This is a genomic window from Spirillospora sp. NPDC052242 (genome assembly GCF_040679555.1).
In the GTDB taxonomy this organism is placed as follows: Bacteria; Actinomycetota; Actinomycetes; order Streptosporangiales; family Streptosporangiaceae; genus Spirillospora.
In genome coordinates, this window is the sequence record NZ_JBFAUZ010000071.1 from 1 (window position 1) to 14,007 (window position 14,007).

Consider the following 14,007-nt stretch of genomic DNA (forward strand, 5'->3'; position numbering starts at 1 on the left):
GATGCCGAGCCGTGTTAGGTGAAGTGAGTGATCCCATGCTGCCGAGAAAAGCCTCTAGTGAGTGTGCCGGCGGCCCGTACCCTAAACCGCCCGGTTCACGACGAGCTTCGGCCCGTCCGGGTCCTTGCTGTCCCGGACGGCGACCGTCTCCGGGAACGAGGCCAGTTCGACGCAGTCGCCGCCGTTGGGGCCGGTGTAGCTGCTCTTACGCCAAGCGGCCCTGGTCAAGTCCATCTTTCTTGCACCACCTTACGAATTACATCGAGCGATTGGTCTGAGGGGAGTGCCAACGCTCGAATGGAGATCAGCGTGCCGCTGATCGTTGCGATGTCGTCCGGATCGCTGAGTGTCAGGCCGCGTGCGGCCATATCCGCATAGGCGATTTCGCTCCTGTCGGCCAGGGTAGCGAGACTGAACGCGCCGACGTTTCCAAGGTGTTCTCCCCGGCTCGGGACCACTTGGACTGTGACGACACCTTGTTCGGCCTGGTAGATGACCTGCTCGAGTTGCTCCTTCATGACCTCCGGACTGCCGACGAGCCGGTGCAGAGAGACCTCATCCTGCAGAACGGAAAAGTTCGGCGGAGGCGGGTCTTCCCTGGTGAGGATGCTCTGGCGGTTGAGACGGGCCTCCACGGCGTCCTTGTTGCCCTTGAGGAGTGCGGAGGCGTAACCCGCGGTTTGCAGCAGGCCGTGGATGAGCAGCGGTTGGTACGACTGGAGCATGACGGCCTCGGGCTCGACGGTGTGCCAGTCGAACCAGGTGGGGAACGTGGCGTCCTTGACGAGGTCGTCATAGAGGTCGAGGAGTTCGCCGTCCGCCTCCAGGACGCGGTCCATCGTCTCGGCGAACTCGCGCGTGCAGCGGGTGCGGCCGTTCTCGACCGCTCCGATGTACTGGGGTTTCACTCCCTGGCCGCCGTTCGCGCGGCGTCCCACGGACTCCTGCGTCCAGCCCTTCGCCTCCCGGAGCCGCCGGAACCTGCGTCCGAAGGCGAGCAGCGTGGGCGAGACCGTCCCGCGCTTGCGCTGTGGCGCCATGTCCCCATCCTCCCTTGCAAAGCGCGCCCAACCAACACCCAAGTGATTCCGGGACGGCCGTCGCGACTTGCCACTCGAGGTCTGCGATTTGTTACGCAGAGTACTTCCAGCGTGCCTGACTGTCATCGGAATTCGACAAGGCGGTCAAGGGAGGCGTGAGATGGCGGCGACGATGCGGGCGGGCGAGGTGCCGACGGTGGTGCTGGAGCCGTCGGAGCGGGCACCGGGGGCGGCGCGGCGGTTCGTCGCCGAGCGGTTCCGGGAGTGGGGGATCGGGGACGACCACACGGCGCGGCTGATCGTGTCCGAGCTGGTCACGAACGCGTGGCAGCACGGGGACGGGCCGATCGTCGTGCGGGTGTTCCGGGACGAGCGGGACGGGCGCCCGGTGATCGAGGTGTGGGACGGGGGCGACGGGCGTCCGGTCGTGCAGCCGGAGGACCACGCGGCGACGTGCGGGCGGGGCGTGCTCATGGTCGCCCGGCTCACCGACACGTGGGGCATACGCCCGCTGGTGGAGGGCGGCAAGCTCGTCTGGGCGAAGTGCGCGCCGTGAGGCGGGCTGGCGTTCCGGGTGGTGCAGGCGGCGGACGGCCGGGAGAACACGCGGTTCAACGCCGAGGGGGCGCTCCCCGGGCTCATGTCCGATGTCGGTTTCCGGCGGGTGGCGAAGACCGGGCCCGTCGCGTCCATGCGTCAGAGGCGGGGGCGGTGGGCGCGGACGTCGACGGGGCGGCCGTCGGGGTCGCGGGCCGTCATCGTCCACTGCGTGGGGAGCGTCTCGATCTCGCCGACCGGACGTCCGGCGGCGAGGAGGCGGTCGCGGAGTTCGCGCAGGCGGGCGTGGGTGGGCACGCGCAGGCCCCAGCCCGCGCGGTGCAGGGGGTCGAGGCCGGTGGCGGGGGCGGCGGCGGTCTCGACGATCATCAGGTGGTCGGCGCCGCCGACGTCGAGGACGGCGATCCGCGGGGCGTCGGCGGTGGCGGCGCGCTCGAAGGCGAGCGTCGCGCCGAGCAGGCCGGTGTAGTACGCGACGAGTCCGTCGAGGTCGGTCGTGGCGAGCGTCAGGTGGTTGATTCCGAGCAAGTCCGACATGGTCGTCCGAGCGTAGCCCGCGCGGAGTCCGCACGGTCGAGGTGAATGGGACGGGCGGGGACGGGTAAGGCGGAGAATTGACCGTCCACGGGAGGTGCCGATGAGCGATCGGATATCGGCCGAGGCGGAGATCGCCTGGGAGGACTTTCACCGGCTCGTCAACATGACCTCGGACGAGCTGCGCACGTGGCTGCTCACGGACGCGTCGGGGGAGGACGCCTTCCCCGAGCCGGGTGAGGGGCCCGGGGTGTCGGAGCTCGGCGCCCGGGTCGTGGACATCCTGCGGAAGCGGAAGGTGGACCTGACGGCCGGGGACGCCGAGGTGATGCAGGAGGTCGTCGACTTCGTGGAGGAGCACCTGGACAACCCTCCGCCCGAAGAGGCCGGGGACGAGCGGTGGCGGCACGAGCTGATGAGCGTGGGGCACGACCCGCTGCGTCCCGAGCCGTCCAGCGCATAGGGGGAAGACATGCCGAATCCGCAGCAACCGGAGATGCGCCGCACCGAGCGGACCTCCGTGACGAACGAGCCGGCGCCGGAGGCCACGGACCCGAAGACGACGCGGGGGAAGGGCCACGCGCACGGCACGGACAAGGGGAGCAAGGGCGGCGGCGAGGGCGGCGGGACGCCGCCGGACCAGCGGCCGCCGCATCCCGACTGACGCGCGGACGCCGGGGGCCTGCGGGTCCCCGGCGTTTCAGCGCGTGACGTCCATGATGCGGAGGATCTCGCGGACGAGCAGGCCCGGCTCGGTGAACGGGACGAGGTAGCCGGACTTCTCGGCGACGATGTGGCGGCCGTGCGGGAGCGCCGCGGCGCGGGCGCGGTGCGCGGTGTTGAGGGAGGCGCGGCCCCCGCCGCCGAGGCCGCCGGAGCGGCGGCCGGAGATCAGCGTGACCGGGACGTCCGGGAGCTTCGGCGGGTCGTCGCGGAGGCGCCGCAGGTCGTCGACCATGCCGGCGAGTTCGGCCATCTGCACGCGGGTGGCCTCGAGGGTGCCGTCCTCCTCGCGGAGGGCGGTCGCGGCGGGCTCGGGGAGCTTGGCGGCGAGCCGTCCGATGCTGAACCGGAACAGCCCGAGGCGGGCGGCGGCCGGGTCGGTGAGCGCGCTGAGCCGCATCCGCCGCCGGGTGCCGGGCATGAAGTAGTGGTCGCTGCCCTCGTCGTCCTGGTCGACGAGGAGGAGCCCGGTGATGCGGCCCGGGTCCTCGGCGGCGACGGTCCGGACGATCGGGCCGCCCCAGTCGTGGCCGACGAGGATGAACGGGCCGTCGCCGAGGTGGTCGAGGACGTCCCGCAGGTCGGCGGCGAGGCGCGCGAGGGTCCGGGGCTCGGGGTCGACGGGGCTGCGGCCGAGGCCGCTGCGGTCGTACACGACGGCGGTGGTCCGGCCGGAGATCGCGGGGACGACCGTGCCCCACATGTTGCGGGAGGCGCCCGCGCCGGACTCGAACACCACGACGGGCGTGCCCGCGCCGTGCCGTTCGAGATGGAGCTCGCGGCCGTCGCGCGTCCGGGCGTGCTCGCTGGCCATGGGCCGCCACCTCCGAGACCGGCGGCCGGAACGGGGGGCGGCCGCTCGTGATCAGCGTAACGGCTGGGCGCGGGTCCGCGGCGTGCGGCCGCCCGCGCCGCCGGGGTCACGCGGCGGCGGGCGGGGCGGGCGGCAGATTGTGGGTGAGGCCGAAGACGTTGTCGGGGTCGTAGCGGCGCTTGACGCCGATGAGGCGGGCGAGGTCGGCGGCGGTGTACGCCTCGGCGGTCCGGGCGGGGTCGTGCAGGAAGTTCAGGAACGCCCCGCCGCTCGTGTGCGGGCGCAGCGCGCCGGCCAGGGCCGGGGACGGCGCGTCGGCGGTCACCGACAGGCGGGTGGTGCGGTGGCCGACCGGTCCGGCGCCGGCGGCGGGGCGGGCCATCGCGCCGCCCCAGTGCCGGATCTCCACCGCCGGTCCGTGGTCGGGCGCGGCGGCCCGCACGATCGCGGCGATCGCCGAGTCCGGGAGTTCCCTGAGGAGTTCGACCTGGCCGGGGGCGGTGCCGCCCATCTCGGCGCGGGCGTAGGGCAGGACGCGGAAGTCCTGGGCGAGCGCCGGGCCCGCGGCCCGGGTGAGCGGCCGGAGCAGGCGCCGGGCCCGGTCGGCGCTCCCGGCGTACAGCACCTTGAGTTGCAGGACGCGGCGGCCGCGCACGGACGGGGGGACCTCCGGGCCGTCGGGCATCGGGGTGATCAGCAGCGCCGTGCTGAGCCGGTCGGGCGCCCCGTCGATCCAGTCGCGGTAGCGGGTGACGATCTCGGCGGCGCGTTCGACCGGGAAGCAGGCCGTGCCGGCGAAGACCCGGTCCACCGGGTACAGCCGGAACTCCAGCGCGGTGACCACGCCGAAGTTGCCGCCGCCGCCCCGCAGCGCCCAGAACAGGTCGGGGTGGCTGTCGGGGGAGGCGACCACCTGCCGCCCGTCGGCCGTCACGACCCGGGCGCGCAGCAGGCTGTCGGCGGCGAAGCCGTGGGCGCGCGACAGCCAGCCGAGGCCGCCGCCCAGGGTGTAGCCGGTGACGCCGACGTCGCCGTGCGAGCCCGACAGCCCGGCCAGGCCGAAGGGCGCGGCGGCCGCCAGGACCTGCTCCCACCGGGCGCCGGGTCCGACGCGGGCGAGCCGCCGGTGCGGGTCGACGAGCACTCCGGCCATCCGCGAGGTCCGCAGCAGCAGGCCGTCGTCGCAGGCCACGCGGGTGCCGTGCCCGGTGGCCTGCACCGCGAACCGCAGTCCGGCGTCGCGGGCCGCCAGGACCGCCGTCCGGACGTCGTCCGCGCCGGTCGCCTCGGCGATCAGTGCGGGGCGCGGGTCGATGGGCGCGAACGGAGCGGCGCGGAGGGCGTCGTAGCCCGCCTCGCCGGGCAGGTGCACGTCGCCGGTGAAGGCCGCGTGCGACCGCCGGGCGAGGGGAGTGGGTGCCGATCGGGTCATGGTGGCGGCTCCTTCCGGGAGTCCGGCCGGTCGCGCCCGATCGTCGGTGACGGGCCGCGCCGCTGTGCCGGTGCCGTCCAGAATATAGTCACAGTTCTTGATGGTCAAGATTCGTGACTAAATTGGCGGCGTCGAGCGGCACGGGCTGCCCGGCGGGCCGAGGGGTCAGGTGCGGGTCTGCGGCGTGTAGCCGTCGTCCTCCCCGCCGGGCGTATCGGCCTCGGCGTTGGGCGGGTCGGTGGGGCCGGGCGTGTGCTCGTCGGCGAAGTCCGGCTCGGGCTCGCCCGGGTCGTCGCGCCGGTCGGCGAGCGGCTTGTCCTCGTCGCGCTTGTCCTGGTTCATGGTGGGACCGCTACCCGGTGTGCGGCGTTCGACTCCGACGAGGCCCCGGCCGAACGTGCGCTGGACGGCGATGCGCGCGAGCCAGCCGAGCCCGGCGGTGAACAGCGGCGGCCACACGATGGGCCCGAACGTGTACCCGACGAGCACCGCGAGCGGGATCCACACGCGGTTGACGGCCTGGTAGAGGACGCCGGGCGGGCGGGCCCCGGCGAGCCGCGCCAGGTCGGGCAGGGCGAAGAACAGCAGCGCGGCGGCGGTGGTCGGCACGCCGTACTCGGCGGCCTCGAAGACCGCGAACGCCACGCAGGGGATGTCGAGCGCGAAGTCGACGGTGGCGGGGGCTCCGCCGGCAGGCCGTAGCCTGACGATCGTGCTTTACGGGCGGGAAGACGAACGGGCCGGGATCGACCGGCTGCTCGGGGAGGCCCGGGACGGACGCAGCGGGGTGCTCGTCCTGCGGGGCGAGGCGGGCATCGGCAAGACGGCGCTGCTGGAGTACGCGGCGGAGCGCGCCGAGGCCGACGGCGCGCGGGTGCTGCGGGCGACGGGCGTCGAGTACGAGAGCGGAATGCCGTACGCGGGCCTGCACATGATGCTCGGCCGGCACCTGGACGGCGTCGGGGCGCTGCCGGACCCGCAGGCGCGCGCGCTGCGGGCGGCGCTCGGGATGGGCGGCGAGGGCGGCGACCGGTTCCTGGTGGGCCTGGCGGTGCTGACGCTGCTGGCCGACCTGGCGGAGGAGCGCCCGCTGCTGGTGCTGGTGGACGACGCGCAGTGGCTGGACGGCCCGTCGGCGGAGGCGCTGCTGTTCGCGGGGCGGCGGCTCGAGGCGGAGCGGATCGCGATGCTGCTGGCGGTGCGCGAGCCGGGGGACTTCCGGGCGGCGGGGCTGCCGGAGCTGCGGCTGGCCGGGCTCGACGCGGACGCGGCGACGCGGCTGCTGGCGGCCCGGGCCCCCGAACTGCCGAGGCACGTCCACCACGAGGTCCTCACGGAGGCGATGGGCAATCCGCTCGCGCTGCTGGAGTTCCCAGGGACGGCGGGCGGTTCGTCCGCGTACGAGCGGATCCGGCGGTCGTTCGCCGCGCAGCTCGCGGCGCTGCCGGAGCCGTCGCGGCTGTTCGTGCTGCTGGTCGCGGCGGACGACCTCGGGGACGTCGCGGTCGTGACGGACGCGGCGGCGCGGCTCGGCGCGTCCGTCGCGGACCTCGAACCGGCGGAGCGCGCCGGTCTGCTCCGCACGACGGTGGAGGGGCGGATCGAGGTGCGGCACCCGCTGATCCGGTCGGCGGCGTACGGGGACGAGCCGCTGCGGCGCAGGCTCGAGGCGCACCGGGCGCTCGCCGCGGCGTACGGGGAGCGGGGCGACGGGTGCCATCGGGCGTTCCACCTGGCGCGTTCGGTGACGGGCCCCGACGAGCAGGTCGCGCGGGTCCTGGAGGACGCGGCGGAGACGGAGCGGAGCGCGGGCGGGTTCGCGTCGGTGGCGGCGATGTACGAGTCCGCGGCGGAGCTGAGCCCCGGCCGGGCGGAGCGGGGGCGGCGGCTGGCGGCGGCCGCGCGGGCCGCGGCGGACGCGGGACTGGCGGAGCGGGCGGTGGAGATCGCGGCGCGGGCCGAGCCCGACCTGGCGGATCCGGTGGCGCGGGCGTCGCTGACGCTGATCCGGGCGACGCTCGCCGACGAGCAGGACCGGACGAAGGAGGCGTACCGGCTGTTCGCCGACACCGCGGCGTCCGTGGCGGACACCGACCCGATGACGGCCGGGTACCTGTTCTTCCAGGCGGCGTCGGCCGCGGCGAACGCGGGGGACTTCGCGGCGGTGGAGGGCATCGCCGAGCGGGGCGCGGGCCTGCCGAACGCGCACCACCTGGCGGCGCTCGCCCGCGTGTTCCCCGGCCAGAACCCGCTCGGCGAGTCCGGCAGCGCGGACGGCGTGGCGGCGCTGCGCGAGCTGATCGACGGGATGACGCACTGCTTCGGCGCCCGCGACCGGGTGCGCGCCGGGATGTGGCACCTGATGATCGGGGACGTGGCGGGCGCCGAGGAGCACGCGGCGCAGCTGGAGCGGCGGTTCCGGGACGAGGGCGCGATCGGGCTGCTGCCGTCGGTGCTGATGCTGCGGTCCCGCACGCTGGTCTTCCTGGGGCGGCACCGGGAGGCGCTGACGGGCGCGGCGGAGGGCCTGCGGATCGCCGAGGACACCGGGCAGCACCGCATCCGCGTCTACCTGGAGACGGTCCTCGCGCTGATCGCGGCGATCGAGGGGGACGAGGCGCGGTGCGCCGAACTGACCGCGGAGGCCCTCGCGCGGGGCGTCCCGCCGAGCGACGTCCACGCGGCGGCGGCGCGCAGCCTGCTGGACCTGGGGCTCGGGCGGCACGAGGAGGCGCTGCGCCGGCTGGCGGACGTGGTCGCGGGACCCAACCGGCAGGGGGCGATCGCGAGCCTGCCCGACCTGGTGGAGGCGGCGGTGCGGTCCGGGCGCCCGGACGACGGGCGGGACGCGGCGGCCTGGTACGCGGAGTGGGCCGCGCAGGTGCGGCAGCCGTGGGCCGAGGCGGTAGCGCTGCGGTGCCACGCCCTCCTGGGGCCGGACGACGAGGCAGAGGAGACGTACACGCGCGCGCTGGAACTGCATCGCGAAAGCAAGGTGCCGTTCGAGCGGGCGCGCACCGAACTGCTGTACGGGGAGTGGCTGCGCCGGGCCCGGCGGCGGAACGACGCGCGGGCGGTGCTGCACGCGGCCCTGGAGCGGTTCGAGCGGCTCGGCGCGGCGCCGTGGGCCGAGCGGGCCCGCACGGAGCTGCGGGCCGCCGGGGAGAGCCTCGGCGACGGCGCCGCACCGGACGATCTGGCCGCGCGGCTCACGCCGCAGGAACTCCAGGTCGTCCGGATGGCGGCGACGGGGATGAGCAACCGGGAGATCGGCGCGCAGCTCTTCCTCAGCCCCCGCACCGTCGGCTACCACCTGTACAAGGCGTATCCGAAGCTCGGGGTGGCGTCGCGCGGCGAGCTGGCCCGGCTGCCGCTGGGTTAGGGCAGCGGCAGGGCGGGCGTGACCTCCCGGCTGTGGACGACGACGTCGAACAGCGTGCCGGGCGCGCCGCCCTGGACGTTGTGGTCGGCGTCGTCGGCGGGCCGGTAGCCGGGGCCGATCACCCGGACGGGCGCGGGCGTCCCGAGCCACGCGCCGACCGCGTCCGTCCGGGCCCGGGCGTCGCGCAGGTCGAGGAGGTAGTGCGGCGGTCCGGCGGCGCCGCGGGCCGCGTCGCGGAGCGGTTCGAGGTCGGTGAGCGGCCCGTCCGCGGTGTCGGCGCGGACGGGACGCGCGGTGTCGGCGATCCAGCCGGCCACGGTGTTCTCGCTGGCCATCGGGGCTCCTTTCGGTACCGACGACGCTAGGGAGGGCGGCCGTGGCCGGGCATCCGTCAGGTGACCGGTCCGGCCCCGGTCACGCGATGGGCGTGCCCGCGACCTGCCGGGTGGTGACGTTGAGGCGGTTCCACGCGTTGATCGCCGCGATGGCGAAGATGAGCGCGGCGAGGCTCTCCTCGTCGTAGGCGTCGGCGGCCTCGTCCCACACGTCGTCGGGGACGCCCGCGGGGTTGTCGGCGATGCGGGTGGCGGCCTCGGCGAGCGCGAGCGCCGCGCGCTCCTCGTCGGTGAAGTACGGCGCCTCGCGCCAGGCGGCGACCGCCCAAAGGCGCTCGTCCGTCTCACCGGCCTTCTTGGCGTCGCGGGCGTGCATGTCGACGCAGAAGCCGCACCCGTTGATCTGGCTCACCCGGATCCGGACGAGTTCGAGGGTGCTGTCGGGGACGGGGCTCTTCGCGAGGAAGCCCTCCAGGTTCAGCATGGCCTTGAAGCCGTCGGCGGCGATGGCGGGCACGTTGCGCATGCGCGGTTCCATGATGTCTCTTTCGAGGATGGGGAATATCCAGGTTCTGAGCAGGAGTCGAGTCTGGTCGGGTCGGGTGGTTCGGGTCAGTTGCGGGCGTACCAGGCGCGGACCTGGCCCGGGAGGGCCGGGTTGCCGCGCGTCGCCGCCGTGTTCACGTCGGCGAGCGTCTGCTCCGCCAGCGCCTTGCGCCAGGCCAGTTCGGCCTTGCGCATGGCGGTGCTGACGGCGCAGGGCGCGCGGAAGAGCGACTCCGGCGCCTCGGCGCCGACGCCGCGCCGCCGGATCTCGGTGCACTGGAACGCCGGTTCCGAGCCCTCGATCGCGGTGACGACGTCCATCATCGTGATCTCCGCCAGCGGGCGCGCGAGGCGGAAGCCGCCGCGCGCGCCCGGCGTCGAGGTGACGATGCCGGCCCGGACGAGGGCCTGGAGCTGCTTGTTCAGGTACGGGCGGGGCAGGTCGTAGCCCGCGGCGATCCGCGCGGTCGGCACCGGGCCGTCCTCGCCGAGCCAGTCGAGCAGGAGGCAGCAGTGCGCCGCCCACTCGACTCCCTCGCTCATCCGCATGATCTGGATATTACATGTCCAGGTTTCTCCGCGCCACTCCGGTCACGCGCGCGCTTCGAGCCACGCGACGAGCCGGGCCGGGTCGTCGCCCTCCAGCGTGATCGCAAAGTCCGAGGCCAGGACGTCCGGGAGCGCGGCGGGCGCGTGCTCGCGGGTCTCGACGGACCCGTCCGGGCGCGTGACGGTGACGGTCGTCCCGTCCAGCACGCGGTGCGCCTCGGGCAGGAACCGCTGGACGAACGGGCGCGTCGTGAACGGCGAGCGCGGATGCGCGTACACGTAGAAGTTGAGCGCCTCGAAGTCGATCCGGTACGCCTCGTTCATCGTGAAGACGTGCCGCCGCAGCCACCCGTCGGGGACGCGCTCGTGCAGCTCCCAGCCGTCGGCCGAGCCGTGGCGCGCCGGTCCCGACGGGTCCCGCCGCAGGCGGTAGTTCCAGCCGTCCTGCTCGACCTCCGCGCCGTCGTCGAACCGCAGCGGTTCGAGCGGCCCGCCGCCGAACCCGACGTCGCAGAGCCAGCCCGGTTCGTCCGCCGGCTGGTCGGGGAGGCGGACGTGCAGGATGCCGTGCGTGGGCGGGCGCAGCTTCACCGCGCCCATCATCACCCGCCCGAGCAGGCCGGTCACCTGGAAGCCGAGCCGTTCCAGCACTGCCGCGAACAGGCCGCTGTGCTCGAAGCAGTAGCCGCCGCGCGGCCGGTCGACCAGCTTGGCCTGCACGGACTCCAGGTCGACCTCGATCGGCCGGCCCAGCATGATCTCCAGGTTCTCGAACGGGATGGACGTGACGTGCGCGCGGTGCAGGGCGCGCAGCGTCGCCTCCGTCGGCGGGAGCCCGGCGTCGAGCCCGACGCGCTTGAGGTAGGCGGGCAGGTCGACCGCGTCGCCGCGCCAGCCGAGGCCGACATCTTCCGTGTGTTCTTCCGTGCGGCCTTCCGTGGGGTCTGTCGTGGTCATCGGGACGTCCTCTCGGGGATATTTCCGTCAAAGGGGGAAACGCCGAGAGCGTCGATGATCCTCCCGCTGATCCGATCGACTTCGCGCCGCTCGCCCGGCGGCAGCGGCGCCCCGGACGACTCCCGCAGCTCGGCCGCCTCGCGCAGCAGCCGGACGGCCTCGCCGTGCAGGCCCGCGAGGGACCGGGCCCCGGCGAGCCCCTCCAGCGCCAGCGCGATCGCGCGCGGGTCGCCGGTCGCGCGGGCGCCCGCCAGGCTCGCCGTGTGCAGGGCGAGCGCCGCGTCCGCGTCGCCGCGCTCCTCGGCGACGAAGCCGAGCTGCGCGTGCGCGAACGCGATCCCGGCCGTCCCGCCGATGGCGCGCAGCCAATTCAGCGGGGCGCGCAGGTGCGCCTCGGCGGCGTCGAGGTCGCCGCGCGCCCGCGCGACCAGCCCGAGCCCCAGCTCGGCGAACTCCTCGGCCGACTTCGCCGCGTGCCGCGTCGCCGTGCACAGCGCGCGTTCGTGCAGGTCGTGGGCCTCGTCGAGAGCGCCGCCGAGCAGCGCGATCCGGCCCAGCCCGGACAGCCGGAACGACGCCTCCGGCCACATCCCGAGCTCCTCGGCGAGCCGCAGCCCGGCGCGCAGCAGCTCCGCCGCCGCCGCGTAGTCGCCGGTGATCTCGGCGTGCTGGGACAGGACGTCCGTCGCCTCCAGGCGCCCCCACGGATCGCCGAGGCCGTCGAAGATCTCCAGGCTCTCGGCGGCGTCGGCCCGCATGGACGCCACGTCGCCGCGCCCCACGGCGAGCATGGCGCGGGTGGCGAGAGCGGCGGCCGTATGCCAGCGGTCGGCGCGCGCGCGGAAGACGGCTAGGGCCTCGTTCACCCGGTCATGGCCCGCCTGCAAGTCGCCGTAGGCCCAGTGCACGCGGCTCAGGAGCCACTGCGCCTTCGCTCTGGCGAACGCGTCGGCGTCCCCGTACCGCTCCAGGGCGGCGCGGCGGAGCTCGTCGGAGTCGGAGCTCTCCCCGGACGCCATCGTCATCGCCGCGAGCCACGTCGCCGCCTCCCGCCGCTCCGGGCCCTCGGGAGCCGCGGGAGCCTCGGGAGCCGATTTCAGGACGTCCGCGAACGCGCTGCGGGCCTCGCCGAAACGGCCGCGCAGGTACCAGTGCCAGGCCAGCGCGTTCACCAGCCGCAGCGCGAGGTCCGGCGGCGCGTGCTCCAGCGCAGCCCGGAACCCGGCGGCCTCCGCGTCCAGCACGCCGAGCCACCGCGCCTGCCCCGGCCCGCGCAGCCCGCCCGCCGCCCGCTCCGCGAGGTCCACCAGGTACCGGGCGTGCCGCAGCCGCAGCCCGTCCTCCTCGCCCGCCTCCCGCAGCCGCTCCAGCCCGTACGCGGCGATCGACTCCAGCAGCCGGTACCGGCCGTCCGCGCCGCGCGCGACGAGGGAACGGTCCACCAGCCGGGCGAGCACGTCGAGGTCCGCGCCGGACACCTCCGCCGCCGCGTCCGCCGTGCAGCCGCCCGCGTGCACCGCGAGCCGCCGCAGCGCCGCCCGCTCGTCCTCGGCGAGCAGCCCCCAGCTCCAGTCGATCGTCGCCCGCAGCGTCCGCTGCCGCTCCGGGCCCCGCCGTGCGCCGCCCAGCACCCGGAACCGGTCGTCCAGCGCCGCCGCCAGCTCCCGCACCCCCAGCGCCCGGACGCGCGTCGCCGCGAGTTCGAGCGCCAGCGGGACGCCGTCGAGCCGCCGGCAGATCGACGCGACCCACGGCGCCGTCGCCGCGTCCAGCGCGAACCCGGGCGCCGCCGCCGACGCCCGCGCGACGAACAGCCGGACCGCCCCGCAGCGCCGCAGGTCGTCCGGATCGGTGCGGCCGCCCGGCAGGTCCAGCGGCGGGACGATCTGGAGCCGCTCGCCCGGGACGCCGAGCGGCTCCCGCGACGTCGCGAGGATCCGCAGCCCCGGCGCCCCCGCCAGCAGGCGCCCGGCCAGCTCGGCGGCCGGTTCGGCGACGTGCTCGCAGTTGTCGAGGACGAGCAGCGCGCGGCGCCCGCGCAGCGCGTCGGCGAGCCGCGCCACGATCCCCGCGCCCGGATCGGCCGGCTCGTCCCGCAGCGCCAGCCCGCGCGCGACCAGCTCGGCGACGTCCGCCGCCGTGCGCGGCCGCTCCGGCGCCAGCTCGACGAACCAGACACCGTCCGGATGGTCGGCGGCCGACCGCCCGGCCGTCTCCAGCGCCAGCCGCGTCTTCCCGACCCCGCCGGGGCCGGTCAGCGTCACGAGCCGGTGCTCGCGCAGCAGCGCGCGGGCCCGCCCGACCGCCGCGTCCCGCCCGATCAGCTCGTCCAGCGGCACCGGCAGCCGCACGACCGGCCGGGGCCGCACCGGCTCCGCCGGGCGGTCCTCCAGGATCTCCTGGTACAGCTCGGACAGTTCGGGGCTCGGGTCGACGCCCAGCTCCTCGGCGAGCCGTTCGCGCAGGTCGTGGTAGCCGGTGAGGGCCTCGCCGCGCCGCCCGGCCCGGTGCAGGGCCCGCAGGTGCGCCGCCCGCAGCCGCTCCCGCAGCGGCGCGCGCGCCACCGCCCCGGCCAGCTCCGCCGCCAGCGCCGCGTGCTCGCCCAGCTCGAGCCGGGTCTCCGCGTGCTCCTCCAGGGCCGCGAGCTGCCGCTCCTCCAGCCCGACGGCCGCCTCCCGGACGAACCCGGCGTCCGCGAAGTCGGCGAACGCGGGGCCCCGCCACAGCGCGAGCGCGTCCCCGAGCAGCCGCGCCCGGGCGAGCGCGTCCGCCGTGTCCCGCGCCCGGACGAGCAGCGCCGCGAACCGCCCCGCGTCGACCGCGTCCGGCTCGGCCAGCAGGACGTACCCGGACGGACGCGTCGCGATCAGCTCCCGCGCGCCCGGTTCGGCGTCGTCCAGCACCTTTCGGAGCTGCGACACCCGCGCCTGCAGCGTCCCCGCCGGGTTGCGCGGCGGCCGGTCGCCCCACAGCGCGTCGACGAGCCGATCGGCGGACACCGTCCGGCCGGGCTCGACCAGCAGCGCCGCGAGGACCGCGCGGACCTTCGTCTCCGGGACCCGCAGGGCCGTCCCGTCGCCCGTCCACACGGCGAGCGGCCCCAACACCCCGAAGCGCATTTCGTCACCGTATCTCCC

15 protein-coding genes are annotated in these 14,007 nt (G+C 75.4%); 4 read left to right on the forward strand and 11 right to left on the reverse strand.

Translation table 11 applies throughout. The features are described 5' to 3' along the window. Positions 1-81: 81 nt before the first annotated feature. Positions 82-234, reverse strand: coding sequence for a DUF397 domain-containing protein (locus AB0L25_RS37780; protein ID WP_500178045.1), 153 nt, complete (start codon positions 232-234; stop codon positions 82-84). After that, the gene (locus AB0L25_RS37785; protein WP_500178047.1) at positions 225-1,040 is read right to left on the reverse strand and encodes a helix-turn-helix domain-containing protein; all 816 of its coding nucleotides are present in this window, start codon (positions 1,038-1,040) and stop codon (positions 225-227) included. Before AB0L25_RS37785 ends, AB0L25_RS37780 begins: the two co-directional genes overlap by 10 nt. Before the next feature lie 160 nt (positions 1,041-1,200). Here AB0L25_RS37785 and AB0L25_RS37790 point away from each other — a divergent pair, with 160 nt between their 5' ends. Then, positions 1,201-1,596, forward strand: coding sequence for an ATP-binding protein (locus AB0L25_RS37790; RefSeq protein WP_500178048.1), 396 nt, complete (start codon positions 1,201-1,203; stop codon positions 1,594-1,596). A gap of 140 nt (positions 1,597-1,736) precedes the next feature. Here AB0L25_RS37790 and AB0L25_RS37795 read toward each other — a convergent pair whose 3' ends face one another. Further along, a complete protein-coding gene (locus AB0L25_RS37795; protein ID WP_500178049.1) occupies positions 1,737-2,135 on the reverse strand; it encodes a VOC family protein in 399 nt (132 codons plus the stop codon). 100 nt (positions 2,136-2,235) lie between these two features. Between AB0L25_RS37795 and AB0L25_RS37800 the strand changes: the two genes are divergently transcribed. Next, positions 2,236-2,595 carry a DUF3140 domain-containing protein gene (locus AB0L25_RS37800; protein ID WP_500178050.1) on the forward strand — a complete coding sequence of 120 codons (360 nt, stop codon included), beginning with the start codon at positions 2,236-2,238 and terminating at the stop codon, positions 2,593-2,595. A gap of 9 nt (positions 2,596-2,604) precedes the next feature. Continuing rightward, positions 2,605-2,796: a hypothetical protein gene (locus tag AB0L25_RS37805; protein ID WP_026403162.1), complete on the forward strand. Its 192-nt coding sequence runs from the start codon at positions 2,605-2,607 to the stop codon at positions 2,794-2,796. A gap of 36 nt (positions 2,797-2,832) precedes the next feature. On the opposite strand, the gene AB0L25_RS37810 is transcribed toward AB0L25_RS37805, so the two are convergent. The 3 genes from AB0L25_RS37810 to AB0L25_RS37820 form a co-directional block, all read right to left on the reverse strand. Continuing rightward, positions 2,833-3,669: an alpha/beta fold hydrolase gene (locus AB0L25_RS37810; protein WP_500178053.1), complete on the reverse strand. Its 837-nt coding sequence runs from the start codon at positions 3,667-3,669 to the stop codon at positions 2,833-2,835. Between the two features lie 106 nt (positions 3,670-3,775). After that, on the reverse strand, positions 3,776-5,101 hold the full coding sequence (locus tag AB0L25_RS37815) for an FAD-binding oxidoreductase (RefSeq protein ID WP_500178054.1): 1,326 nt from the start codon (positions 5,099-5,101) through the stop codon (positions 3,776-3,778). Between the two features lie 165 nt (positions 5,102-5,266). Beyond that, positions 5,267-5,746, reverse strand: a complete 480-nt coding sequence (locus AB0L25_RS37820) for a hypothetical protein (RefSeq protein ID WP_500178055.1) — start codon at positions 5,744-5,746, stop codon at positions 5,267-5,269. Between the two features lie 67 nt (positions 5,747-5,813). Here AB0L25_RS37820 and AB0L25_RS37825 point away from each other — a divergent pair, with 67 nt between their 5' ends. Continuing rightward, entirely contained in the window at positions 5,814-8,483 is a 2,670-nt protein-coding gene (locus AB0L25_RS37825; protein ID WP_500178057.1) for a helix-turn-helix transcriptional regulator, read from the forward strand. Here the strand turns inward: AB0L25_RS37825 and AB0L25_RS37830 are convergent. The 5 genes from AB0L25_RS37830 to AB0L25_RS37850 all read right to left on the reverse strand — a co-directional run bounded on the left by AB0L25_RS37830 (position 8,480) and on the right by AB0L25_RS37850 (position 13,989). Continuing rightward, complete coding sequence (locus AB0L25_RS37830; RefSeq protein ID WP_500178059.1) at positions 8,480-8,818, reverse strand: hypothetical protein; 339 nt, start codon at positions 8,816-8,818, stop codon at positions 8,480-8,482. The genes AB0L25_RS37825 and AB0L25_RS37830 overlap by 4 nt on opposite strands. 79 nt (positions 8,819-8,897) lie before the next feature. Next, the gene (locus tag AB0L25_RS37835) at positions 8,898-9,356 is read right to left on the reverse strand and encodes a carboxymuconolactone decarboxylase family protein (RefSeq protein WP_500178061.1); all 459 of its coding nucleotides are present in this window, start codon (positions 9,354-9,356) and stop codon (positions 8,898-8,900) included. A gap of 74 nt (positions 9,357-9,430) precedes the next feature. Then, the gene (locus AB0L25_RS37840; protein WP_500178062.1) at positions 9,431-9,913 is read right to left on the reverse strand and encodes an RrF2 family transcriptional regulator; all 483 of its coding nucleotides are present in this window, start codon (positions 9,911-9,913) and stop codon (positions 9,431-9,433) included. A gap of 42 nt (positions 9,914-9,955) precedes the next feature. Next, a complete protein-coding gene (locus AB0L25_RS37845; protein ID WP_500178064.1) occupies positions 9,956-10,870 on the reverse strand; it encodes an arylamine N-acetyltransferase family protein in 915 nt (304 codons plus the stop codon). Next, a complete protein-coding gene (locus AB0L25_RS37850) occupies positions 10,867-13,989 on the reverse strand; it encodes an AfsR/SARP family transcriptional regulator (RefSeq protein WP_500178066.1) in 3,123 nt (1,040 codons plus the stop codon). The genes AB0L25_RS37845 and AB0L25_RS37850 overlap by 4 nt, the downstream gene beginning before the upstream one ends. Positions 13,990-14,007 lie beyond the last annotated feature (18 nt).

What these genes read in the sequence shown, in the direction of transcription:
- AB0L25_RS37780 (WP_500178045.1), bottom strand. Translation starts at nt 234, where the DNA reads ATGGACTTGACCAGGGCCGCTTGGCGTAAGAGCAGCTACACCGGCCCC.
- AB0L25_RS37785 (WP_500178047.1), bottom strand. Translation starts at nt 1,040, where the DNA reads ATGGCGCCACAGCGCAAGCGCGGGACGGTCTCGCCCACGCTGCTCGCC.
- AB0L25_RS37790 (WP_500178048.1), top strand. Translation starts at nt 1,201, where the DNA reads ATGGCGGCGACGATGCGGGCGGGCGAGGTGCCGACGGTGGTGCTGGAG.
- AB0L25_RS37795 (WP_500178049.1), bottom strand. Translation starts at nt 2,135, where the DNA reads ATGTCGGACTTGCTCGGAATCAACCACCTGACGCTCGCCACGACCGAC.
- AB0L25_RS37800 (WP_500178050.1), top strand. Translation starts at nt 2,236, where the DNA reads ATGAGCGATCGGATATCGGCCGAGGCGGAGATCGCCTGGGAGGACTTT.
- AB0L25_RS37805 (WP_026403162.1), top strand. Translation starts at nt 2,605, where the DNA reads ATGCCGAATCCGCAGCAACCGGAGATGCGCCGCACCGAGCGGACCTCC.
- AB0L25_RS37810 (WP_500178053.1), bottom strand. Translation starts at nt 3,669, where the DNA reads ATGGCCAGCGAGCACGCCCGGACGCGCGACGGCCGCGAGCTCCATCTC.
- AB0L25_RS37815 (WP_500178054.1), bottom strand. Translation starts at nt 5,101, where the DNA reads ATGACCCGATCGGCACCCACTCCCCTCGCCCGGCGGTCGCACGCGGCC.
- AB0L25_RS37830 (WP_500178059.1), bottom strand. Translation starts at nt 8,818, where the DNA reads ATGGCCAGCGAGAACACCGTGGCCGGCTGGATCGCCGACACCGCGCGT.
- AB0L25_RS37835 (WP_500178061.1), bottom strand. Translation starts at nt 9,356, where the DNA reads ATGGAACCGCGCATGCGCAACGTGCCCGCCATCGCCGCCGACGGCTTC.
- AB0L25_RS37840 (WP_500178062.1), bottom strand. Translation starts at nt 9,913, where the DNA reads ATGCGGATGAGCGAGGGAGTCGAGTGGGCGGCGCACTGCTGCCTCCTG.
- AB0L25_RS37845 (WP_500178064.1), bottom strand. Translation starts at nt 10,870, where the DNA reads ATGACCACGACAGACCCCACGGAAGGCCGCACGGAAGAACACACGGAA.
- AB0L25_RS37850 (WP_500178066.1), bottom strand. Translation starts at nt 13,989, where the DNA reads ATGCGCTTCGGGGTGTTGGGGCCGCTCGCCGTGTGGACGGGCGACGGG.